This is a genomic window from Acidovorax sp. GW821-FHT10E04, assembly GCF_059415185.1.
This window is the reverse complement of the sequence record NZ_JBWKMT010000008.1, coordinates 215,665-236,289: the sequence shown is the minus strand read 5'-3', so window position 1 is coordinate 236,289 and position 20,625 is coordinate 215,665. Positions and strand designations below refer to the sequence as shown.

General features: G+C 69.7%; 19 protein-coding genes. 3 read left to right on the top strand and 16 right to left on the bottom strand.

The window, feature by feature from the left end; genetic code table 11:
- Positions 1-98: 98 nt before the first annotated feature.
- The 13 genes from AC07OC_RS23775 to AC07OC_RS23715 form a co-directional block, all read right to left on the bottom strand.
- Positions 99-848 carry an ABC transporter ATP-binding protein gene (locus tag AC07OC_RS23775; RefSeq protein ID WP_218341295.1) on the bottom strand — a complete coding sequence of 250 codons (750 nt, stop codon included), beginning with the start codon at positions 846-848 and terminating at the stop codon, positions 99-101.
- Positions 845-2,758, bottom strand: coding sequence for a branched-chain amino acid ABC transporter ATP-binding protein/permease (locus AC07OC_RS23770; RefSeq protein WP_494602404.1), 1,914 nt, complete (start codon positions 2,756-2,758; stop codon positions 845-847). The genes AC07OC_RS23775 and AC07OC_RS23770 overlap by 4 nt, the downstream gene beginning before the upstream one ends.
- Positions 2,755-3,783, bottom strand: a complete 1,029-nt coding sequence (locus tag AC07OC_RS23765; RefSeq protein ID WP_218296910.1) for a branched-chain amino acid ABC transporter permease — start codon at positions 3,781-3,783, stop codon at positions 2,755-2,757. Before AC07OC_RS23765 ends, AC07OC_RS23770 begins: the two co-directional genes overlap by 4 nt.
- A gap of 234 nt (positions 3,784-4,017) precedes the next feature.
- Positions 4,018-5,175 carry an ABC transporter substrate-binding protein gene (locus AC07OC_RS23760; RefSeq protein WP_370627858.1) on the bottom strand — a complete coding sequence of 386 codons (1,158 nt, stop codon included), beginning with the start codon at positions 5,173-5,175 and terminating at the stop codon, positions 4,018-4,020.
- A gap of 126 nt (positions 5,176-5,301) precedes the next feature.
- On the bottom strand, positions 5,302-5,931 hold the full coding sequence (locus AC07OC_RS23755) for a TetR/AcrR family transcriptional regulator (RefSeq protein ID WP_494602402.1): 630 nt from the start codon (positions 5,929-5,931) through the stop codon (positions 5,302-5,304).
- A 134-nt stretch (positions 5,932-6,065) separates the two neighbouring features.
- A complete protein-coding gene (gene paaE / locus AC07OC_RS23750; RefSeq protein WP_494602400.1) occupies positions 6,066-7,151 on the bottom strand; it encodes a 1,2-phenylacetyl-CoA epoxidase subunit PaaE in 1,086 nt (361 codons plus the stop codon).
- Positions 7,152-7,176: 25 nt separating this feature from the next.
- A complete protein-coding gene (paaD, locus tag AC07OC_RS23745) occupies positions 7,177-7,719 on the bottom strand; it encodes a 1,2-phenylacetyl-CoA epoxidase subunit PaaD (RefSeq protein ID WP_218341321.1) in 543 nt (180 codons plus the stop codon).
- Positions 7,719-8,495 (bottom strand): 1,2-phenylacetyl-CoA epoxidase subunit PaaC, encoded by a 777-nt coding sequence (paaC, locus tag AC07OC_RS23740; RefSeq protein ID WP_218341293.1) that lies wholly within the window; start codon positions 8,493-8,495, stop codon positions 7,719-7,721. The genes paaD and paaC overlap by 1 nt, the downstream gene beginning before the upstream one ends.
- Before the next feature lie 11 nt (positions 8,496-8,506).
- Positions 8,507-8,836 carry a 1,2-phenylacetyl-CoA epoxidase subunit PaaB gene (paaB, locus tag AC07OC_RS23735; RefSeq protein WP_255591631.1) on the bottom strand — a complete coding sequence of 110 codons (330 nt, stop codon included), beginning with the start codon at positions 8,834-8,836 and terminating at the stop codon, positions 8,507-8,509.
- 23 nt (positions 8,837-8,859) lie between these two features.
- Positions 8,860-9,873, bottom strand: coding sequence for a 1,2-phenylacetyl-CoA epoxidase subunit PaaA (gene paaA / locus AC07OC_RS23730; protein WP_492245097.1), 1,014 nt, complete (start codon positions 9,871-9,873; stop codon positions 8,860-8,862).
- Between the two features lie 22 nt (positions 9,874-9,895).
- On the bottom strand, positions 9,896-11,203 hold the full coding sequence (gene paaK, locus AC07OC_RS23725; RefSeq protein ID WP_494602397.1) for a phenylacetate--CoA ligase PaaK: 1,308 nt from the start codon (positions 11,201-11,203) through the stop codon (positions 9,896-9,898).
- A gap of 31 nt (positions 11,204-11,234) precedes the next feature.
- On the bottom strand, positions 11,235-11,699 hold the full coding sequence (gene paaI, locus AC07OC_RS23720; protein WP_494602395.1) for a hydroxyphenylacetyl-CoA thioesterase PaaI: 465 nt from the start codon (positions 11,697-11,699) through the stop codon (positions 11,235-11,237).
- A gap of 7 nt (positions 11,700-11,706) precedes the next feature.
- Complete coding sequence (locus AC07OC_RS23715) at positions 11,707-12,510, bottom strand: enoyl-CoA hydratase-related protein (RefSeq protein ID WP_494602394.1); 804 nt, start codon at positions 12,508-12,510, stop codon at positions 11,707-11,709.
- Positions 12,511-12,654: 144 nt separating this feature from the next.
- Here AC07OC_RS23715 and paaN point away from each other — a divergent pair, with 144 nt between their 5' ends.
- Entirely contained in the window at positions 12,655-14,334 is a 1,680-nt protein-coding gene (paaN, locus tag AC07OC_RS23710; RefSeq protein WP_494602392.1) for a phenylacetic acid degradation protein PaaN, read from the top strand.
- Between the two features lie 64 nt (positions 14,335-14,398).
- Here paaN and AC07OC_RS23705 read toward each other — a convergent pair whose 3' ends face one another.
- The 3 genes from AC07OC_RS23705 to AC07OC_RS23695 all read right to left on the bottom strand — a co-directional run bounded on the left by AC07OC_RS23705 (position 14,399) and on the right by AC07OC_RS23695 (position 18,137).
- Positions 14,399-15,619: an MFS transporter gene (locus AC07OC_RS23705; RefSeq protein WP_492245094.1), complete on the bottom strand. Its 1,221-nt coding sequence runs from the start codon at positions 15,617-15,619 to the stop codon at positions 14,399-14,401.
- A gap of 82 nt (positions 15,620-15,701) precedes the next feature.
- Positions 15,702-17,036: a sulfatase family protein gene (locus AC07OC_RS23700; protein WP_494602390.1), complete on the bottom strand. Its 1,335-nt coding sequence runs from the start codon at positions 17,034-17,036 to the stop codon at positions 15,702-15,704.
- A gap of 147 nt (positions 17,037-17,183) precedes the next feature.
- On the bottom strand, positions 17,184-18,137 hold the full coding sequence (locus AC07OC_RS23695) for a tripartite tricarboxylate transporter substrate-binding protein (protein WP_494602388.1): 954 nt from the start codon (positions 18,135-18,137) through the stop codon (positions 17,184-17,186).
- Positions 18,138-18,262: 125 nt separating this feature from the next.
- Between AC07OC_RS23695 and AC07OC_RS23690 the strand changes: the two genes are divergently transcribed.
- Both AC07OC_RS23690 and AC07OC_RS23685 read left to right on the top strand, forming a co-directional pair.
- A complete protein-coding gene (locus AC07OC_RS23690; protein WP_369643533.1) occupies positions 18,263-18,787 on the top strand; it encodes a MarR family winged helix-turn-helix transcriptional regulator in 525 nt (174 codons plus the stop codon).
- A 152-nt stretch (positions 18,788-18,939) separates the two neighbouring features.
- Complete coding sequence (locus AC07OC_RS23685; RefSeq protein WP_218296896.1) at positions 18,940-20,523, top strand: MFS transporter; 1,584 nt, start codon at positions 18,940-18,942, stop codon at positions 20,521-20,523.
- Positions 20,524-20,625: the final 102 nt, after the last annotated feature.

Here is a 20,625-nt window from a genome sequence, read left to right as displayed (position 1 = left end):
CATGGATCTTCACAACGCAAAAGCCCTTCCGCAGCCCCAAGGCCTGCGAAAGGGCGAAACAGGACGGTCGCTGCGCTGCGCGGCGGTCCTCGGGACTTTCAATGGGCTTCGGCCCGGGCGTGCGCCGCCCCTCCCATGCCCAGGTAGGTGTCGATGATGCGGCGGTCGTTGAGCAGGTCCTGCGCGGCGCCCGTGAGCGCCACGGCGCCCATCTCCAGCACATAGGCGCGGTCGGCCACGCGCAAGGCGGCGCGGGCGTTCTGCTCCACGAGCAACACCGACACGCCGTGCTGGCGCAGCGAGGAGACGACCTGCAGCACCTCGCGCACGATGAGCGGGGCCAGGCCGAGCGAGGGCTCGTCGAGCATCAACAGGCGCGGGCGGGCCATCAGCGCACGGCCGATGGCCAGCATCTGCCGCTCGCCGCCCGAGAGCGTGGAGGCCAGCTGCACGCGGCGCTCGCGCAGGCGCGGAAAGATGCCGAACACCTCTTCCATGCGCTGCGCCTGGTCGCGCTGGCCTTTGCGCCAGCGCGAGAAGCCACCGAGCAGCAGGTTGTCCTCCACCGACATCTCGCCAAACAGCTCGCGCTTTTCGGGCACCAGGGCCACGCCGCGCGCCACCATGGCTTCCACGCTGGGGCGGGCGATGCGCTCGCCGGCCAGGGTGATGGAGCCGGTGGCAGGCAGCAGGCCCATGGCCGCGCACAGCAGCGTGGTCTTGCCGGCGCCATTGGGGCCGATCACGGTGACGATCTCGCCCTCGTTCACGTCGAGCCGGACCTGGTGGACGGCCTCCACGGGGCCGTACGACACGGAGAGGTCCTGCAGTTGCAACAAGGCGGTCATGCGCGGGCTCCTTCGGTGGCGGCAGCGGCGGGCAGGTCGTCGTCGGCACCGCCCAGGTAGGCATCGAGCACGCGCTGGTTGCTCTGCACCTGGGCAGGCGTGCCCTCGGCGATCACCGTGCCGAACTCCAGCACGGTGATGCGGTCGGCCAGGTTCATCACGAACTCCATGTCGTGCTCCACCACCAGGATGCCCAGGCCCTCGGCGCGCAGTTGGCGCAGCAGGTCGGCCAGGGCCTTCTTTTCCAGATGCCGCAGGCCGGCGGCGGGTTCGTCGAGCAGCAGGATGGCCGGCTGGCCGGCCAGGGCGCGCGCGATCTCGACGATGCGCTGCTGCCCCAGGGCCAGCGAGGCGGCGGGCGCGTCGGCATGGGCACCCAGGCCGCAGCGCTCGATCTGGCGGCGCGCCTCGGCCAGCAGGGCGGCTTCCTCGGCGCGGTCCAGGCGCAGCATCGAGGCGATCCAGCCGCGGTGGGCGCGCTGGTGCGCGCCCAGGGCGACGTTCTCGACCACGCTGCGCTGGCCCAAGAGGCGCACGTGCTGGAAGGTGCGCGCCATGCCCAGGCGGGCGAAGGCGCGCGAGGGGCGGCGCAGCATGGCCTGGTCCACCAGGCGCACCTCGCCCTCGGTGGCGTCGTCCACACCCGAGATCATGTTGAAGAAGGTGCTCTTGCCGGCGCCGTTGGGGCCGATCAGCGCGTGCACCTCGCCGGCCTTCACGTCCATGGAGACATTGTTGTTGGCGACCAGGCCGCCGAAGCGCTTGGTCACGTTGCGCGCCTGCAGCAGCACCGTGCCGGCCGCGGGCAAGGTACGCTGGCCCAGCTGTGCAGCCTCGCGCACCGCGCGCGGCGCCTCGCGGCGCAGCCAGCGCTCGCTCAGGCGGTTCAGCGTGGGCCACAGGCCGTCGGCAAAGCGCTGCAGCACGAAGACCATGAGCAGTCCGAAGACAATGACCTCGAAGTTGCCGCTGGTGCCCAGCAGCGAGGGCAGCACGTCCTGCAGCTTTTCCTTGAGCAGGGTGATGAGGGTGGCGCCCAGCACCGCGCCCCACAGGTGGCCGGCGCCGCCGACCACGGCCATGAACAGGTACTCGATGCCGATGTTGAGGTTGAACGGCGTGGGGCTGACAAAGCGCTGCAGGTGCGCATACAGCCAGCCCGAGATCGCCGCCAGCAGCGCCGCCAGCACGAAGAGTTTGATGCGGTAGCGCGCCGTGTCCACGCCCATGGACTCGGCCATCACCCGCCCGCCCTTGAGCGCGCGGATGGCGCGGCCCTCGCGCGAATCGAGCAGGTTGTGCAGCAGCCACAGCGACACCAGCAGCACCGCCCAGATCAGCACGCCGATGGCGCGCGGCGAGGCCAGCGAGAAGCCCGCCACGACGAGCGGCGGCACGCCGGTGATGCCGGTCTGCCCCCCCAGGAATTCCATGTTGCCGAACAGGTAGTACAGCGACAGGCCCCAGGCGATGGTGCACAGCGGCAGGTAGTGGCCCGACAGCTTGAGCGTGACCGAGCCCAGGCCCCAGGCCACCGCGAAGGTGATCACCAGGCCGAGCACCAGCCCCACCCAGGGCAGGCCGGCCATGCCGACCAGGCCCGAGAGCGCCTGCACCGACGCGGGCGCCGTGCAAATCCAGGCCGTGGCATAGGCACCGACGCCCACGAAGGCCGCCTGGCCGAAGGAGGTCATGCCGCCCACGCCGGTGAGCATGACCAGGCCCGCCGCCACGATGGCGTACAGGCCGATGTAGCAGAGCATGACCACGGTGAAGTCGGGCAGGAAGCCCCAGCACAGGGCCAGCAGCGCCACGGCGGCCAGCGTGAGCTGGGTGCGCGTGGCGATTCCGCGCGATGTGCCTGCATCGTGTGTGCCGGCAGCCATGTCTGTCTTGACGGGCGCGCTCATTCCTCATCCTCCACATGGCGGCTGTTGAGCGAGCGCCACCACAGCACGGGCACGATCAGGGTGAACACGAGAACCTCCTTGTAGGCACTGGCCCAGAACGATGCAAAGGCCTCCAGCTGGCCCACGATCAGCGCGCCGAGCAGCGCCATGGGGTAGCTGCCCAGGCCGCCCACGATGGCCGCGACGAAGCCCTTGAGGCCGATCAGGAAACCCGTGTCGTAGTACACGGTGGTGAGCGGGGCGATCAAGAGGCCCGAGACCGCACCGATCAGCGCGGCCAGGGCGAAGCTCACGTCGCCCGAGAGTTCGGTGGGGATGCCCATGAGGCGCGCCCCCACGCGGTTGAGGGCCGTGGCGCGCAGCGCCTTGCCCACCATGGAGCGGCCGAAGAACAGGAACAGCAGCATCACCAGCGCCAGCGTGACGCCCAGCACCACCAGCGACTGGCCCGAGACGGGGATGCCGCCGAGGTCGAAGCGCGCCTCCGAGAACGGTGGCGTGCGCGAGCCTTCGGCGCCGAAGAACAACAGGCCCAGGCCCACCAGCACGCCATGCAGCGCCACCGAGACGATGAGCAGCATCAGCACCGTGGCATCGGCCAGCGGGCGATACGCCAGGCGGTACAGCAGCGGCCCCATGGGCGTGATGAGGATCAGCGTGGTGAGCGCCTGCATGCCCAGCGAAGTCGGACGCAGCCCGAGGATCAGCGCTGTGGCCAGCAGCGGCAGCACCAGGCACCAGACCACGGTGGCGGGCCAGTTCACCGGGCTGCCGCGCTGAAAGCGCACCACCTCCACCACCAGCACCACGGCGGCCATGCCCAGCAATAGCCACAGCGTGGCGGGAATGCGCCCGCCCTGCATCATGGCCATGGTCAGCGCCCCGAAGGCCACGAACTCGCCCTGGGGGATGAAGATCACCCGGGTCACGGAAAAAACCAGCACCAGCGCCAGCGCCATCAGTCCGTAGATGGCGCCATTGACAATGCCGTCCTGCCCCAGCAGCAGGGCAATCTGCAAATCCATATTCAGCTTTCTTTGAGAAGCAGGTCGACCAGCGCTTACTACCAATTTAATAGCTGCCAGCGCCTTACCAGTAAGCGCCAGAGGCCATTTTCATGGCATTTCCAGACAGCTCTTCGCCGAAGAGACGGACACCATGAAACCGGCGCGCCCCAGACCAGCGCCACCGTGGAACCGGCTTCGCCAGGCCACGGGTGGCGTCCCCTTGGAGGGGAAGGCGCGCAGCGCCTCAGGGGGTCAGGGAATGTATTTCCAGGTCCCGTTCTCGATCTTGACCATCACGCGGGCGCGCTGGTCCAGGCCCAGGTGGTCGTTCTCGGACATGTTGAAGATGCCGTGCGCGCCGGGCACTTCCTTGATCTGCTCGAGCGCATCGCGCAGGGCCGTGCGGAATTCCACGGTGCCGGGCTTGGCCTTCTTCAGGGCCACGGGCACGGCGGCGGCCATCAGCACGCCGGCATCCCAGCCATGGGCGCCGAAGGTGGAGACGCTGTCCTTGCCGTGGGCGGCCTCATAGGCGGCCACGTAGGCGCTGGCCGACTTCTTCACCGGGTGCGAGGCGGGCAGCTGCGAAGCCACGAGCACCGGGCCGGAGGGCAGGAAGGTGCCTTCCACGTCCTTGCCGCCCACGCGCAGGAAGTCGGCATTGGCCACGCCGTGGGTCTGGTAGACCTTGCCGGTGAAGCCGCGCTCCTTGAGCGCCTTCTGGGGCAATGCGGCCGGCGTGCCGGAGCCGGCGATGAGCACGGCGTCGGGCTTGGCCGAGATCATCTTCAGCGTCTGGCCCGTCACCGAGGTGTCGGTGCGCGCATAGCGCTCGTTGGCCACGATCTGGATCTTCTTGATGGCGGCGGCCTTGCCGAACTCCTGGTACCAGCCTTCGCCGTAGGCGTCGGCAAAGCCGATGAAGGCCACGGTCTTCACGCCGGCGTTGGCCATGTGGTCCACGATGGCCAGCGACATCATGATGTCGTTCTGCGGGGTCTTGAAGACCCACTTCTTCTTGGCGTCCATGGGCTCGACGATGCGCGCCGAGGCGGCCATGGAGATCATGGGCGTCTGCGCCTCGGCGACCACGTCGATCATGGCCAGCGAGTTGGGCGTGGTGCTCGACCCGAGGATGATGTCGACCTTGCTTTCGCTGATCAGCTTGCGCGTGTTGCCCACGGCGGTGGTCGTGTCCGACGCGTCGTCGAGCACGATGTAGTTGACCTTCTGGCCGCCGATGGTGCGCGGCATCAGGGCGATGGTGTTCTTCTCGGGGATGCCCAGCGAGGCGGCCGGGCCGGTGGCCGACACCGTGACGCCGACGGTGATGTCGGCCAGGGCGGCGCCGCAGGCCATGGCGGCGGCTGCGGCCACCAGCGCGAGTTGTGCGAAGCGGGTTTTTTTCATGCGTTTGTCTCCTGTGGAAAAGAAAGGATGGTGTTGTCAGCGGCAGGCAAGCAAGGAAGATTCAGCGCTGTTCCGGCTCTTGTCGGCCGGTATCGGGTACGCGGTGGTGAACGTGCGTGGCCATTGTCATGGACGCGCGGGTCTTTGGGCCGGTTCAATGGGCATTCGGACGGCAGGAAATCCACCAAAGAACAGGTCCGCAACGATGGGCGCCATGGTCCCGTAGTCGAGTTCGCCGTCGGGCTTGAGCCAGGTGAACATCCAGTTGATCATGCCGAACAGCAGCATGGTCAGCGCCTTGGTCAGGCCGGCGGCATCGGTGTCGGGGCGCAGTTGCCCCAGCGCGGTGGCGAAGGCGGCCACCACGGCGCGCTCCTTGCCCAGGATGCGCTCGCTGTCCTCGGACTGCAGGAAGCGCACGTCCTCGGTCAGCACGCGGTGGGCGTGCTGGGCCTCGGCGTATTCCTCGACGAAGCGGTGGATCAGCTCGCGCAGCCGCGCCTCGGGCGCGAGCTGCTGGGCCTCGACCTCCTCCACCAGCGCCTGCAGGCGCGAGACATGCCCGTCGGCGATGTGCACGAGCAGGTTGTACTTGTCGCGAAAGTAGTGGTACAGCGTGGGCTTGGACAGGCCGCAGGCCTCGGCCACCTCGTTCATCGAGGTGGCAGGATAGCCGCGGCGTGCGAACAGTTCGGCGGCATGGCGGAGGATCATTTCGCGCTGGTCGTCGTATCCGGGGGAGCGTCCTCGGGCCATGGGCAGTTTTCCTTTGCATCCTGGAGTGAAGGGGCGCCATCTTGCCGCATCCGGGGGCATCGCAGGCCCACGGCGGCCCATTCCTTGCCGATGCCAGGCACCGTGTGCAGCGGTGGATGCCGTCATAGCGACCATCAGCGTTCGTCGAACGACAGCACCACGCTGTCGGACAGCGGCCGGCACTGGCAGGTGAGCACGAAGCCGGCGGCCACCTCGTTCTTGTCGAGCGCGAAGTTGCGCTCCATGCGCACCTCGCCCTCCACGCACTTGGCGCGGCAGGTACCGCACACGCCCGAGGTGCACGAGAACGGCACCTCCAGCCCGGCGGCCGAGGCCGCATCGAGGATGCTGGCCTGCTCGCCCGAGAACGGGAATTCGCGCCGCAGGCCGTCGCGCACGATGGCGATGCGGGAGGTCTTGGCATCGCCCGGCAGCGCCTCGTGCACCACCGCGCCGACCTGCCCTCCTGCGGGCAGGGCCACGCCGAAGCGCTCCACATGGATGCGCTCGGCCGGCACGCCGCCGGCCAGCAGCGCGGCCTCGGCCTCATCGTTCATCTGAAAGGGGCCGCAGATGAAGGCCTCGTCGATCTTCTGCGCGGGGACCAGGGCCTTCAGGAACTCGGCGAGCTTCTCGCGGTTCACGAAGCCCATGTTCAGCGGCGCGTCGGTCTGCTCGGCCGAGAACACATGGTGCAGCACCAGGCGCGTGAGGTAGCGGTTCTTGAGGTCCTCGATCTCCTCCTTGAACATGGTGGACTGCAGCGTGCGGTTGCCGTAGATCAGCGTGAAGCGGCTGCCGGGTTCGCGCGCCAGCACCGTCTTCATGATGGACAGGATGGGCGTGATGCCGCTGCCGCCCGCGATGCCCAGGTAGTGGCGCTGCGCGGCAGCCTGGATGGGCACGAAGAAGCGGCCCTGCGGCGCCATGACCTGCAGGGTGTCGCCCACCTTGAGCTGCGCGTTGATCCAGTTGGAGAACACGCCGCCGTTGACCTTGCGCACGCCCACGCGCAGCTCGGCGTCGTCCACGCCGGCGCAGATGGAGTACGAGCGGCGCAGGTCCTGGCCACCGATGTCGGTGCGCAGCGTGAGGTACTGGCCCTGGGTGAAGCCGAAGACCTCGCGCAGCTCGGGCGGCACGTCGAAGGAGACGATGACGGCCTCGGCCGTGTCGGGCTCGATGGCGCGCACGCGCAGGGGATGGAAGATGACGCTCATGTCGGTGTCTTGTGGTGGGTGGCCGTCACAGCGGCTTGAAATGTTCGAAGGGCTCGCGGCAGGCCATGCAGCGGTACAGCGCCTTGCAGGCCGTGGAGCCGAAGGCCGAGAGGCGCTCGGTCTGCAGGCTGCCGCAGCGCGGGCAGGCCAGGGCCGGCGCTGCAGCCCCGGTGCGCGGCATGAAGCGCAGCGGCACCTCGGTGCCCGGCGGCAGCGGGCCGGGCGGCGCGATGCCGTAGGCCAGCAGGCGCGCGCGGCCGCGTTCGGTGATCCAGTCGGTGGTCCAGGCCGGGGCGCGCTGCAGCGTGGCATGGGCCGGACCCAGTCCTGCCGCCTCTATGGCGGCGAGCACGTCGCGCTCGATGGCCTCGGTGGCCGGGCAGCCCGAGTAGGTGGGGGTGAGCACGATCTCCAGGCCATCGCCCGCCAGGCGCACGTCGCGCACGATGCCCAGGTCGCACACGGAGACCGCGGGCACCTCGGGATCGGGCACGCCGTCGAGCACCGCCCACGCGCGGGCGATGCGCGCGTCCGCGGTGCCTGGGCGTGCAATGGCCTCGGCCATCATCACCACACGCCTCCGGGAAAGCTGCGCTGCAGGTACTGCATCTCGGTGAGGATGAAGCCCATGTGCTCGCTGTGCACGCCCTGCTTGCCGGTGCTGAGGAAGGCCGATTCCTTGGGCGTGGCCAGGCTGGCCGCGGCCAGGATCTGCGCCATCTCGCCGGTCCAGGTGTCCTGCAGGTCGGCCCAGCGCGGGCCCAGGCCCGTGACGTGGGCGGATTCGTCCACCGCGTCGACCACGAACAGCTCGGGCGTGTAGCGCCACAGGGCCTTCAAGGCCGCTTCGGTGCGGCGGCGCGATTCGGCCGTGCCGTCGCCCAGGCGCACGACCCAGTCGGCCGCATGCTGCTGGTGGTAGCGCGCCTCCTTGACCGCCTTGCCGGCGATGGCGGCCAGCTCCGTGTCGCTGGAGGTGGCCAGGCGCTCCCACAGCAGCTTGAAGAGGGTGGCCACCATGGCATTGCGCACCACGGTGAAGGCGAAGTCACCGCGCGGCAGCTCCACCAGGGTCACGTTGACATAGTCGCGCTCGTCGCGCAAAAAGGCCAGCTGGTCCTCGTCGTGGCCACGGCCTTCGATCTGCCCGGCCCGGGTGAGCACGGCGCGCGCCTGGCCCACGAGGTCCAGCGCCATGTTGGACAGGGCGATGTCCTCTTCGAGCACGGGGCCGTGGCCGCACCATTCGGACAGGCGCTGGGCGAGGATGAGGCAGGTATCGCCGATGCGCAGCAGGTACTGCACGGCCGGGTCCTGGCTGGTGTGGATGCTGGTGGCTTGCATGGCAGTGGCGCTCACATGTGGTCCACGGACTCGGGCAGCACGTAGAAGGTGGGGTGGCGGTAGACCTTGTCCTGCGCCGGGTCGAAGTACATGGACTTCTCGCCGGGGTCGCTGGCCACGATCTGGTCGGAGCGCACGACCCAGACGCTGGTGCCTTCCTGGCGCCGGGTGTAGACGTCGCGCGCCAGCTGGATGGCCATGCGCGGGTCGGCCGCATGCAGGCTGCCGCAGTGCTTGTGGTCCAGGCCGGCCTTGCTGCGCACGAAGACTTCCCACAGCGGCCATTCGGTGGCCATGGCGGGGTCGGCGGCGGGGGTGGAGGGGGTGGTGGGGTTCGTCATGGGTTGTCTCGAAACAGGGAATCTCAGGCCGCAGCGCGCACCGGGGCGTGCTTGGCGGCATGGGCCAGGGCGGCTTCGCGCACCCAGGCACCGTCGTCCCAGGCCTTGACGCGCGCGCCCAGGCGTTCTTCGTTGCAGGGGCCGTCGCCGCCGATCACGCGCCAGAACTCGCTCCAGTCGATGGCGCCGTAGTCGTGCGCCTGGCGCTCCTCGTTCCATTGCAGGTCGGGGTCGGGCAGCGTCACGCCCAGCACGCGGGCCTGCTCCACCGTGGCGTCGATGAACTTCTGGCGCAGCGTGTCGTTGGAGACGCGCTTGATGCCCCAGCGCATGGACTGCGCGGAGTTGGGCGACTGGTCGTCGGGCGGGCCGAACATCATGATGGAGGGCCACCACCAGCGGTTCACGGCGTCCTGCACCATGGCGCGCTGGGCGTCGGTGCCCTGCTGCATCATGGTGAGCAGCGCGTCGTAGCCCTGGCGCTGGTGGAAGCTTTCTTCGCGGCAGATGCGCACCATGGCCCGCGCGTAGGGCGCGTACGAGCAGCGGCAGATCGGCACCTGGTTCATGATGGCCGCGCCATCGACCAGCCAGCCGATGGTGCCCATGTCGGCCCAGGTCAGCGTGGGGTAGTTGAAGATGGAGCTGTACTTGGCGCGCCCGGTGTGCAGCGCATCCAGCATCTGGTCGCGCGAGCTGCCCAGGGTCTCGGCCGCGGCGTACAGGTACAGGCCGTGGCCGCCCTCGTCCTGCACCTTGGCCAGCAGGATGGCCTTGCGCTTGAGCGTGGGCGCGCGCGATATCCAGTTGCCCTCGGGCAGCATGCCGACGATCTCCGAGTGCGCATGCTGGCTGATCTGGCGCAGCAGGGTCTTGCGGTAGTGATCGGGCATCCAGTCCTTGGCCTCGATGAATTCGCCCGCGTCGATGCGCGCGTCGAAGGCCTCCTGGCGCTGCATCTCCTCGGCGCTGCGCAGGGCCTTGTTGCCGGCGTCGCCGCCTTCCTTGCCCATGGTGTCCATGGCCTGGGTGTACATGGTGTCGTCCTTTCGTGAAGGGTTAGCGTGGGCGCTGGTCGATCACGCGGCGGGCCTTGCCCACCAGCGTGCGTTCGATGGAATCGGTGGCCAGCACCTCGACCTGGCAGGTGATGCCCACCAGGGTCTTGATGCGGTGCTGCACCCAGCCGGTGAGGTCGGGGCGCTCGCCGTCGGCCACGCCGGGCTGCAACTCGCAGCGCACGGTGACCTGGTCGAGGTTGCCGTCGCGCGCCACCAGGATCTGATACTGGCCCGACAGCTTCTCGTTCTGCAGCACGATCTCTTCGATCTGCGTGGGGAACACGTTCACGCCGCGGATGATGAGCATGTCGTCCGAGCGGCCCACGATCTTGCCCATGCGGCGGAACGCGCGCGAGGTGGGCGGCAAGAGGCGCGTGAGGTCGCGCGTGCGGTAGCGGATCATGGGCAGCGCCTCCTTGCTCAGCGAGGTGAAGACGAGTTCGCCCTCCTGGCCGTCGGGCAGCACCTCGCCCGTCTCGGGGTCGATGATCTCGGGGTAGAAGTGGTCTTCCCAGACCACGGGGCCGTCCTTGCTCTCGATGCACTCGCTGGCCACACCGGGGCCCATCACTTCGGACAGGCCGTAGATGTCCACCGCGTCGATGCCGGCCTTGGTCTCGATCTCGCGGCGCATGGCCTCGGTCCAGGGCTCGGCGCCGAAGATGCCGACCTTGAGCGAGCTCTCGCGCGGGTCCAGCCCCTGGCGCACGAACTCCTCGTTGATGACCTGCATGTAGGACGGCGTGACCATGATGATGCTGGGCCCGAAGTCGCGGATCAGCTGCACCTGCTTTTCGGTCTGGCCACCCGACATGGGAATCACCGTGCAGCCCGCGCGCTCGGCACCATAGTGCGCGCCCAGGCCGCCCGTGAACAGGCCGTAACCATAGGCCACATGGATCAGGTCGCCAGCGCGCCCACCCGCTGCGCGGATGGAGCGCGCCACCAGGTCTGCCCAGGTGTCGATGTCCTTCAAGGTGTAGCCCACCACCGTGGGCTTGCCCGTGGTGCCCGAGGAGGCGTGGATACGGGCCACCTTTTCGCGCGGCACGGCGAACATGCCGAAGGGGTAGTTGTCGCGCAGGTCTTTCTTGACCGTGAAGGGGAACTTGGAGAGGTCGGACAGCTGCTTGAGGTCCGACGGGTGCACGCCCTTGGCATCGAAGGCGCGTTGGTAGTGCGGCACGTTGTCGTAGGCGTGCTGCAGCGTCCAGCGCAGGCGCTGCAGCTGCAGGGCCTGGACCTCGTCGCGGCTGGCGGTTTCGATGGGCTCCAGGTCGCCTGGGGCGGGGTGGCGCACGGCCATGGATGTCTCCTGTGGTGTTCTCGGTATGGGGTCAGCGGGCGTTGTCGGCCAAAGGTACGGTGTGCTTGCCCTTCATGCAGTACGAGCGGCCACGGAACACGGCGATGGCCTCGCCGCGCTGGTTGTGCACGTTCACGTCGTACACGCCGGTGCGGCCGGCCAGCGAGACCTCGGTGGCCACGGCCGTGAGGCGGTCGCCCTCGCGCGCGGGCGCCAGGAAGTCGATGGACAGGCCCGAGGCCACGGTCATCTCGTTGCGCGCATTGCACGAAAAGGCGAACGCCGAGTCGGCCAGCGTGGTGATGAAGCCGCCGTGGCAGATGTCGAAGCCGTTGAGCATGTCGGCACGCACGGTCATCTCGAGCGTGGCCCGGCCCGGCGCGATGGCCGTGATGGCGATGCCCAGGCCCTGCGTGGCGCGGTCGTTGGCGAGCATGCCGGTGCGCACGTGCTCGGCGATGGCCTGGGGGTCCATGGGGGAGGTGGTGGAGTCCATGGGTCGCTCAGCGGTCTTTGAACACGGGAGCGCGCTTGCCGATGAAGGCCTCGACGCCCTCACGATAGTCGGCCGAAGCGCCCAGCGTGCGCTGCACGGCCGCCTCACGGGCCAGGGCCTGGCCGTAGTCCATCTGCGCGGCGGCATCGATCGCATTGCGCGTGGCGACCAGCGCCTTCACGGGCATGGCGGCCAGCCGCTGGGCCAGGGCCTGGGCTTCGTCCTGCAGCGCCGCGTCGTCCACGCAGCGCCAGATCAGGCCCAGGCGCTCGGCATCGGCGGCGGGCAGCTTGTCGCCCAGCAGCGCCAGGCCCAGGGCCTGCGCACGGCCCACCAGGCGCGGCAGCAGCCAGGTGCCGCCGGTGTCGGGCACCAGGCCGATCTTGGTGAAGGCCTGGATGAAGCTGGCCGAGCGCGCAGCCAGCACCAGGTCACAACCCAGCGCCAGGTTCGCGCCCGCGCCGGCGGCCACACCGTTGACGGCGGCCACCACGGGGATGGGCATGCTGCGGATGCGCAGGCACAGCGGGCCGTAGAGTTTCTCGATCACTTCACCCAGGTCCTTGGGCGCGGCGCCGGGCGTGAGGTCGGGCGCCACGGCCGGGTCGGCCAGGTCCTGCCCGGCGCAGAAGGCCCGGCCCGTGCCCGTGAGCACCACGCAGCGCACCTCGGTGTTGGCCGCAGCGGCCTCCAGGGCGTCCAGCAGTTGCGCATGCAACTCGGCGGTAAAGCTGTTGAGCGCGGCGGGCCGGTGGAGCGCCAGTGTTTGCACGGCGCCCGACTGCGTCACAAGGACAAGGGGTTCAGACATGGATGCTCCTGCCTACCAAAGTGGGGAAACGTTGTATTGATCGGCCGCAAACATTATTGACCGACCGTTCGGTAGAGAATAAACTTTCCACAACCCTGACACAAGTCAAACCCCTCAGGGCAAACCCTTAACGGAGACAAATACATGCCCCTGTTCGATACGCACCGTGCCCTGCTCGATGGCGCCCTGGACGCCCTGGCCACGCGCGGCCACTGGACGCCCTTCCCCGAATCGCCCTCGCCCAAGGTCTATGGCGAGACCGGCCAGGCCGACGGCCAGGCGGCCGTGGCCGCCCTGCTGGGCAAGGATTTCCCGCTGCAGCAGCCCGGTGAACAGGGCCGGCTGGCGACAGAACGCTCGCCCTATGGCGTGGCGCTGGATGTGCGCTACCCCGACTGCGACGTGCACGCGCTGGTGGCAGCGGCCCAGGCGGCCGAACCCGCGTGGCAGGCACTGGGCGCGCAAGGCCGCGTGGGCGTGCTGCTGGAGGCGCTCATGCGCATCCACCGCCGCAGCCATGAGATCGCCCACGCCGTGATGCTGACCACCGGCCAGGGCCCGATGATGGCCTTCCAGGCCGGCGGCCCGCACGCCCAGGACCGCGCGCTCGAAGCCATCGCCTACGCCTGGAAGGCCATGGCCGACGTGCCCGGCGAGGCGCTGTGGGACAAGCCCCAGGGCAAGAACCCGCCGCTGTTGATGCAAAAGCACTACGAGATCGTGGGCCGCGGCGTCGCGCTGGTGGTCGGCTGCGCCACCTTCCCCACCTGGAACACCTACCCCGGCCTGTTCGCCGCGCTGGCCACGGGCAACCCGGTCATCGTCAAGCCGCATCCCCATGCCGTGCTGCCGGCCGCGATCTCGGTGAACATCCTGCGCGAGGTGCTGGCCGAGCAGGGGCTGGACCCGAACACCGTGACCCTGGCGCTGAGCCCCCGCGCCGAAGACACCCAGGCCCTGGCCACGCACAGCGCGGTGGCCAGCATCGACTTCACGGGCAGCAACCAGTTCGGCCGCTGGCTCATCGACAACGCCCGCCAGGCGCGCGTGTATGCCGAGATGGCCGGCGTGAACACGGTGATCATCGAATCCACCGACCAGTACGCGGCCCTGCTGCGCAACCTGGCGTTCACGCTGTCGCTGTACAGCGGCCAGATGTGCACCACCACGCAGAACCTCCTGGTGCCGCGCGGCGGCATCGCCACCGACGAAGGGCACAAGAGCTTCGAGCAGGTGTGCGCGGACCTCGCCGCCGCCGTGACCGAGTTGGCCTCGAACCCGCGCGTGGCCACCTCGGTGCTGGGCGCCGTGGGCTCGCCCGAGACCGTGGCGCGCATGCAGCGGGCCAGCGGCCAGGGCCGCCTGGTGCTGGCCTCGCGCGCCCTGCCCCACCCCGATTTCGCGAACGCACAGATCCACACGCCGGTGATCGTGGCGCTGGAGCAGGCCGACAGCGCCATCTACGGCCAGGAATGCTTCGGCCCCGTGTCCTACCTGGTGGCCACCGATTCGGGCGCCGCCAGCCTGCAGGTGGCCGAGGCCACGCTGCGCGCGCATGGCGCGCTGACGCTGGGCGTGTACTCCACCGACCGCGCCTACATCGACGCCGCCATCGCCCTGGGCCGGCGCACGCGCGTGGCCCTGTCCATCAACCTCACACAAGGGGTGTTCGTGAACCAGTCGGCCTCGTTCTCGGACTACCACGCCACGGGCGGCAACCCGGCCGCCAACGCCAGCTACACCAACCTGGCCTTCGTGGCCGACCGCTTCGTGATCGTGCAGCGGCGCGAGCATGTGCAGGCGGGGTCCGCTGCGGCAGCGTGATCGGGCGGGCGGCAGGTGGCGGGGCGCCCGGCCCTGCCCGCTCCGCCAGGACATGTTTGCGGTCTCAGGCCGGGTGCTGCCGGCGCACCCACCACGACAGCCCCAGGCCCACCACCGAAGCCACGCCGGTGACCGCCCAGGTGAAATGCCAGCCGCCCGCCAGGCCCGCCACCCAGGCCACCAGCGGCGGGCCCAGGAACTGGCCACAGGCCGAGCACTGCTGCACCCAGCCCATCGTGGTGGACACCGTGTGCTCGCTGGGCGCCACCCGGACCGCCAGGGCAAACAAGGTGGCCGGAATCATCCCGCCCACCGCTGAAAACGCCACCACGGCAGCGAACCGAAGAACCGCGCCATCCCCCGCCAAGGGGCTGAAGGCCACCACCGTGGCCAATGCCGTGCCGCCGAAACCGAGGGACAACAGACGGTGCGTGCGCCAACCCGCCCGCATCAAGCCGCCGGCCCCCAGGTTCCCCACCACATTGGCCGCGCAGGCCAGTGCGGTCAGCGCACCGGCAGCCACGCCGCTGACGCCCGCCTGCATGTAGATGGAGGGCAGAAACCCGATGACGGCCAGCCACTGGCAGGAGTACATGCCAAACGCCACCGCCACCACCCAGGGCCCGGGACTGGCCAGGGTGAGCCGCAGCCGCCGCGCCAGAAGGACCACCGCGGGAGACGGCGGGTCGGTGCGCGGCCGCGCCACGGTGGCGCGCAGCGCATCCGGGCCCACGGCCAGGGCCAGCCAGAGCCCCGCGCAGCCCGCCAGCACACCCAGCAGACCCCACCAGGCCTGCCAGCTCCACAGCCCCATGACCACCGGCCCCGCCAGAAGCGCCAGGGCAACGCCGGCGGGCATGTAGGCACCCCACAGCCCCATGAAGGCGGGCAGCCTGGCAGCGGGCACCAGCTGCCGCATCAAGCTGGGCGCCGGCAGCACAACCCACAGGAAACCCAGCCCCTCCAGCGCCCGCAATGCCAGCAGGTCCGCCGGATGGCGGGCCCACACGCCCGCCAGGCTGGCGATACACAACACGCCCAGCCCATACAGCATGCTGCGCCGCAGGCCAAAACCATCGGCCAGCGCCCCCACCAGAACGCCGAGCAGCATGCCCGCCAGCTGGACCGCCGACAGCAGGAAGCCCGCCTCGACCAGCGAGACCCCCAGCGTCTCCCGCAGCACGGTGATGGCGGGTGGGATCTTGCCGATGTGCAGCGCGGCCGCGAGCCCCGCCAGAAACACGGCGATGGGCGCGCTCAGGGGAAAGGAAGTCAACGGGGGCATCTTCAAGGCATGGATTCGGAAGGAAGGCGGGCGGATGGCATGCGCCCCCCACACCATAGCCGACAGCCCCGCCGGCCGCCCGTCACCGCTGCGGCATGTCCTTGACCGAGTAGCCCAGGCTCACCGTCGCGTCGTCCGGGATCGCGGGCATGGACGCATTCCATGCCTCCCAGGCCGCGCGCATCGCCCGCAGCCGCTCGGGTTCCACGGGAGCCCGGTTGGCGCGCTCGCGTTCGTCCTGCGACAGATCGAACAGGTAGTCGTTGCCGTCCACACGCAGGTATTTCCAGTCGCCCTGGCGCATGGCGCGCTGGCCCCGGTGGTTCATGCGCCAGAACAGGGGCGGCGCATCGTGCAGGGCGGCATCGCGCAGCAGCGGCATCAGCGAGCGGCCGTCGAGCGGGTAGTCCCCATGCGCCGCCACGCCGGCCGCATCGAGCATCGTGGCCGACCAGTCCATGGTCATGCAGGTCTGCGGGCTCACGCCGCCCGGTGCGATCACGGCGGGCCAGTGGGCGATCCACGGCACGCGGATGCCGCCTTCGGTCAGGTCCATCTTGCCGCCCACCAGGGGCCAGTTGTCCGAGAAGCGCTCGCCGCCGTTGTCGCTGGTGAAGACCACCAGCGTGTCGCGCTCGATGCCGTGGCGGCGCAGCGCGTCCATCAGGCGGCCAATACCTTCATCCATGTGGTGGATCATGCGGCGGTAGGTCTCGATGTTGCCGCCATGCAGGTGAAACAGGTTGCCCTTCACCTCCTGCGCCAGCGCCCCGTCATCGCGCGTCTCCCACGGCCAGTGGGGCGCCGTGTAGTGCAGGCTCAGAAAGAACGGCGTGCCGGCCTGTGCGCCCGGCGCCATGCGCTCCACGTAGCCGAGCGCATGGTCGGTGATGAGGTCGGTGAGGTAGCCGTCCTGCTGTTTTTCCTCTTCGCCCAGGTACAGGTCATGGGTGCCGTTGGAACTGCAGTGCGTGAAGTAGTCCACCCCGCCCGACATGGGGCCGAAGAACTCTTCGTAGCCTGACTGCAGCGGCCCGAAGGCCGGCGGGTAGCCCAGGTGCCATTTGCCCATGAGCGCCGTGCGGTAGCCGCCCGCGCGCAGCAGCGAGGGCAGCGTGGGGTGCGACGGCGGCAGGCCCAGCGTGGTGCTGCCCCGGCTCTTGCTGTTGATGGGCTCCTCGGCCGCGCCGCGCAGGCGGTACTGGTAGCGCGCCGTCATCAGCGCGAAGCGCGTGGGCGAGCACACGGGCGAGTTGGAATAACCCTGGGTGAGCTTCAAGCCCTGCGCGGCCAGGCCGTCGAGCACGGGCGAGACCGGGCCGAAGGCCGCTTCGCGCCCGCCGTAGCAGCCCAGGTCGGCATAGCCCAGGTCGTCGGCGACGATGAAGATAATGTTGGGGCGGGTTTTGATGGTCATCTCGAAGTCCAGTTTCACTAAACCGCGCCCATTGCCTTTGCAACAGGCACGGCCGAGGCGAGGGGCGGCAAGCAAGGGCCGCCCCGCAGCAAGGCCGCCGTCCCCTTCGAGGGAGACGCGGCAAAGCCGCTCAGGGGGTGCTTCCTGTCAAGGCTTGAAGCCCGAGCGCTGCACGACCGGCGCCCACTGCGCGCGGTAGGCCTTGAGCATGGCATCGGTCTGGGCCATGGTCGCCACCACGGGTTCCATCTTGGCGGTCTCGAACTTGCGCTGGGTGTCGGGGTCCTTCATCACCTCCACGATCAGCCCGGCCAGGCGTTCGGCCTGGGCCTTGGGCATGCTCATCGGGGCGAAGAAGGTGTTCCAGCCGGTGGCGGCCAGGTCCATGCCGGCTTCCTTGAAGGTGGGAATCTTCGGGTCCAGCGGGCTGCGCTTGGCGCTCGACACGGCCAGGATGCGAATCTTGCCGGCCTCGTGCTGGGGCAGCAGGGTGTCGAAGGTGTCGAACGCCACGGGCACCTGCCCGCCCAGCAGGTCGTTGAGCAGCGGCGCCGAGCCCCGGTAGCCCACCACCTCGGCGCGCACCTTGGCGGCATCGCCCACCATCAGCCCGAAGAAATGCGGCAGGCTGCCCGTGGCGGGCACGCCGAAGTTGGCCTTGTCCGGGTTGGCGCGCAGCCAGGCCATCAGGTGCGGCAGCTCCTTCACGGGCACGGCGCTGGCCACGGCCACGCCGAACTCGTAGCTGTTGACGTGGCTCACGGGACGGAAGTCGCGCTCGGGGTCATAGCCCGCGTCGGGGAACACCAGGGGCGCCACCAGCATCACGGCGGGGTTGGCCAGCAGCAGGGTGGGCTGGTTGGCGGGCGCGGCCTTCACGGCCTGGGCCGAGAGGCGGCCGCCCGCCCCGGTCTTGTTCTCCACGATCACGGGTGTGCCGAGCTTGCTGCCCAGCTTGTCGGCCACGATGCGGGCCACGCGGTCGGTGGCGCCCCCGGGCGCATAGCCCACCACGATGCGCAGGGGCGTCTCCTGCGCCTGGACCAGGGACGCGGACAGGGCAAGCGCGGTGGCGAACGCAAAGGCAAGGGGTTTCCACATGGTCGAAATATCTCCAGGGCAAGGGCATGGGCCCTGCGCGGCCGCGCAGGTGGTGAGGTTGATGGGCGCACTGTATTGGCCACACAATCAATTGATCTAATCAATTCTCGCCCGGAAATACCCTGATGCCCGCACCGCCCGGCCACCGCCTGACCGACCCGCAGGCCGCCAACGACCTGCTGATGTACCGGCTCAACCGCCTGCTCGCCGTGGCGGGCAGCCTGGTGGTGCGGCTGTGCGAGGGCGGCTACGGCATCACGCGGCGCGAGTGGGGCCTGCTCATGATGCTGGCCCAGCACCCCGGCATGCCCCCGGCCGAGCTGGCCCGGCGCCTGGGACTGGACCGCGCACGCACCTCGCGGGCCGTCACCTCGCTGCTGGCCAAGAAACTCATCACCCGCGACGCCATGCCCGGCGACCGGCGCCAGGCCGTGCTGACCCTCACGCCCGCGGGCCAGGCGGTGCACGACGGGCTGTTCCCGCAGGTGAAGGCGCTCAACCAGGAACTGCTGGCCGGCCTGGAAGCGCCGGATGTGCGGGCGCTGGACCATGCGCTGTCCGACATGCAGCAGCGCGCCGAGGCGCTGGTCGCGGCGCGCACCGACGTGCCGCGCACCTACCGGCTGCGGGGCGGACGGCACACCGACTGAGGGGCATCCCGCCGGCACCGCCCCAAAACAGGGATGAGGCGATATCCTTCCATCCCGCATGCCGCCGCAGCCGAAAAGCGGCCGCGCGCCCGCCCAGCCGAGTCTCTCCCGCCCGACGGCCCCACCACGACGCCCCCCGCAGACCACCTTTCATGTCCCAGCACCCAACCTCTTTGTGGAGCCCCTTGCGCCAACCCGCGTTCCGGGGGCTGTGGATCTGCGGTGGCATCTTTTTCGTGGGCAGCGGCATGCAGACCATGGCGGCCGCCTGGCTCATGGTGGAGCTCACGGGCTCCTCGTTCCTGGCCGCGCTGGTGCAGACGGCCGTGTTCATGCCCATGTTCCTGCTGGCCTTGCCGGCGGGGGTGCTGGCCGACACCACCGACCGGCGGCGCCTGATCTCCGGCGCGCTGCTGGCGCAGGTGGGGGCCAGCGCGCTGCTCACGCTGCTGGTGCTGGGCGGCTGGGGCGGCCCGGCGTCGGTGCTGTTCCTGGTGTTCGTGTGCGGCTGCTGCACGGCCGTGCTCACGCCCGCATGGAACTCCTCGGTCATCGACCCCGTGCCGCGCGACGAGTGGCCGCAGGCCATCACCGCCGTCAGCATTGCCTACAACGCCGCGCGCGCCGTGGGCCCCACGATGGCCGGCCTGGTGTTTGCCCAGCTGGGCGCGGGCTGGGTGTTCGCCGTCACGGTGACCACCACGCTGGTGATGTGGCAGTCCATCCGCCGCTGGCCGCCCAAGGCCCATCCCCCGTCCAAGCTGCCGGCCGAACGCCTGTGGGGCGGCACCTTGAGCGGCCTGCGTTTTGCCTGGCACTCGCGCATCATCCTCGCGCAGCTGGTGCGGGTGATGGCCTTCAGCGCGGCGGGCTCGGCCCTGTGGGCGCTGCTGCCGGTGATCGCCCAGCGCCAGCTGGGCACGGGCGCACAGGGCTTCGGCCTGCTCATGGGTTGCCTGGGCACCGGGGCCGTGGCCGTGGGCCTGGTGCTGGGGCGCCTGCGCGCGCGCTTTGGCATGGAGGCCATCGTGGGCGCGGGCGGGGTGGTGTTCGCCATGGCCATGCTGGTCGCGGCGCTGACCAAGATGGCCTGGCTGGTCTACATCGCGATGCTGTTCGCCGGGGCCGCATGGATGTCGGCCATGTCCACCTTCAACACCGCCACGCAGGCCAGCGCGCCGCAGTGGGTGCGCTCGCGCGCCGTGGCCATGCACATGGTGGCGGCGCTGGGCGCGTTCGCCATGGGCTCGGCGTTCTGGGGCGCGGCGTCCGACATCATGGGCCTGGCCCCCACACTGTACGTGGCCGCCGCGCTCATGGGCGTGGGCCTGCTGCTGGCGCGCCCCATGCCGCTGCGCATGGGCGCGCTGCACGAGGTGACGCAGGCCACCCCCTGGGATGAGCTGTTCATCGAGGCCGAACCCCTGCCCGAGGCGGGCCCCGTGGCCGTGGAGGTGGGCTACCGCATCGCGCCCGGCACCGACGCCGCCTTCCTCGACACCATCAGCCAGATGAAGGCCCCGCGCCGGCGCGACGGCGCCACCTTCTGGCGCGTGTACAAGGACCTGGGCGAACCCTCGCGCTACGTGGAGCGCTTCATCGTCGAATCCTGGGCCGACTACCTGCACCAGCGCGCCCGCGCCACCATGGCCGACCAGGCGCTGGAGACGGAAGTGCGGGCCTTCTTGGCGCCCGGCGAGGTGGTGCGCATGTCGCACTACATCGCCGAGAGATAGCTCCCCCCTGAGCCGCTTCGCGTCTTCCCCCCTGAGGGGGGACGCCACCCGTGGCCCGGCAAAGCCGGTTCCACGGTGGCGCTGGCAGAGGCGCGCCCTTGG

Coding starts and splice junctions, on each gene's coding strand:
- AC07OC_RS23770 (WP_494602404.1), bottom strand. CDS start 2,758: ATGAGCGCGCCCGTCAAGACAGACATGGCTGCCGGCACACACGATGCA.
- AC07OC_RS23715 (WP_494602394.1), bottom strand. CDS start 12,510: ATGTCTGAACCCCTTGTCCTTGTGACGCAGTCGGGCGCCGTGCAAACA.
- paaK (WP_494602397.1), bottom strand. CDS start 11,203: ATGGCCGTGCGCCACCCCGCCCCAGGCGACCTGGAGCCCATCGAAACC.
- AC07OC_RS23690 (WP_369643533.1), top strand. CDS start 18,263: ATGCCCGCACCGCCCGGCCACCGCCTGACCGACCCGCAGGCCGCCAAC.
- AC07OC_RS23760 (WP_370627858.1), bottom strand. CDS start 5,175: ATGAAAAAAACCCGCTTCGCACAACTCGCGCTGGTGGCCGCAGCCGCC.
- paaE (WP_494602400.1), bottom strand. CDS start 7,151: ATGAGCGTCATCTTCCATCCCCTGCGCGTGCGCGCCATCGAGCCCGAC.
- AC07OC_RS23685 (WP_218296896.1), top strand. CDS start 18,940: ATGTCCCAGCACCCAACCTCTTTGTGGAGCCCCTTGCGCCAACCCGCG.
- paaC (WP_218341293.1), bottom strand. CDS start 8,495: ATGCAAGCCACCAGCATCCACACCAGCCAGGACCCGGCCGTGCAGTAC.
- AC07OC_RS23775 (WP_218341295.1), bottom strand. CDS start 848: ATGACCGCCTTGTTGCAACTGCAGGACCTCTCCGTGTCGTACGGCCCC.
- AC07OC_RS23700 (WP_494602390.1), bottom strand. CDS start 17,036: ATGACCATCAAAACCCGCCCCAACATTATCTTCATCGTCGCCGACGAC.
- paaD (WP_218341321.1), bottom strand. CDS start 7,719: ATGATGGCCGAGGCCATTGCACGCCCAGGCACCGCGGACGCGCGCATC.
- AC07OC_RS23765 (WP_218296910.1), bottom strand. CDS start 3,783: ATGGATTTGCAGATTGCCCTGCTGCTGGGGCAGGACGGCATTGTCAAT.
- AC07OC_RS23705 (WP_492245094.1), bottom strand. CDS start 15,619: ATGCCCCCGTTGACTTCCTTTCCCCTGAGCGCGCCCATCGCCGTGTTT.
- AC07OC_RS23755 (WP_494602402.1), bottom strand. CDS start 5,931: ATGGCCCGAGGACGCTCCCCCGGATACGACGACCAGCGCGAAATGATC.
- paaB (WP_255591631.1), bottom strand. CDS start 8,836: ATGACGAACCCCACCACCCCCTCCACCCCCGCCGCCGACCCCGCCATG.
- paaI (WP_494602395.1), bottom strand. CDS start 11,699: ATGGACTCCACCACCTCCCCCATGGACCCCCAGGCCATCGCCGAGCAC.
- paaN (WP_494602392.1), top strand. CDS start 12,655: ATGCCCCTGTTCGATACGCACCGTGCCCTGCTCGATGGCGCCCTGGAC.
- paaA (WP_492245097.1), bottom strand. CDS start 9,873: ATGTACACCCAGGCCATGGACACCATGGGCAAGGAAGGCGGCGACGCC.
- AC07OC_RS23695 (WP_494602388.1), bottom strand. CDS start 18,137: ATGTGGAAACCCCTTGCCTTTGCGTTCGCCACCGCGCTTGCCCTGTCC.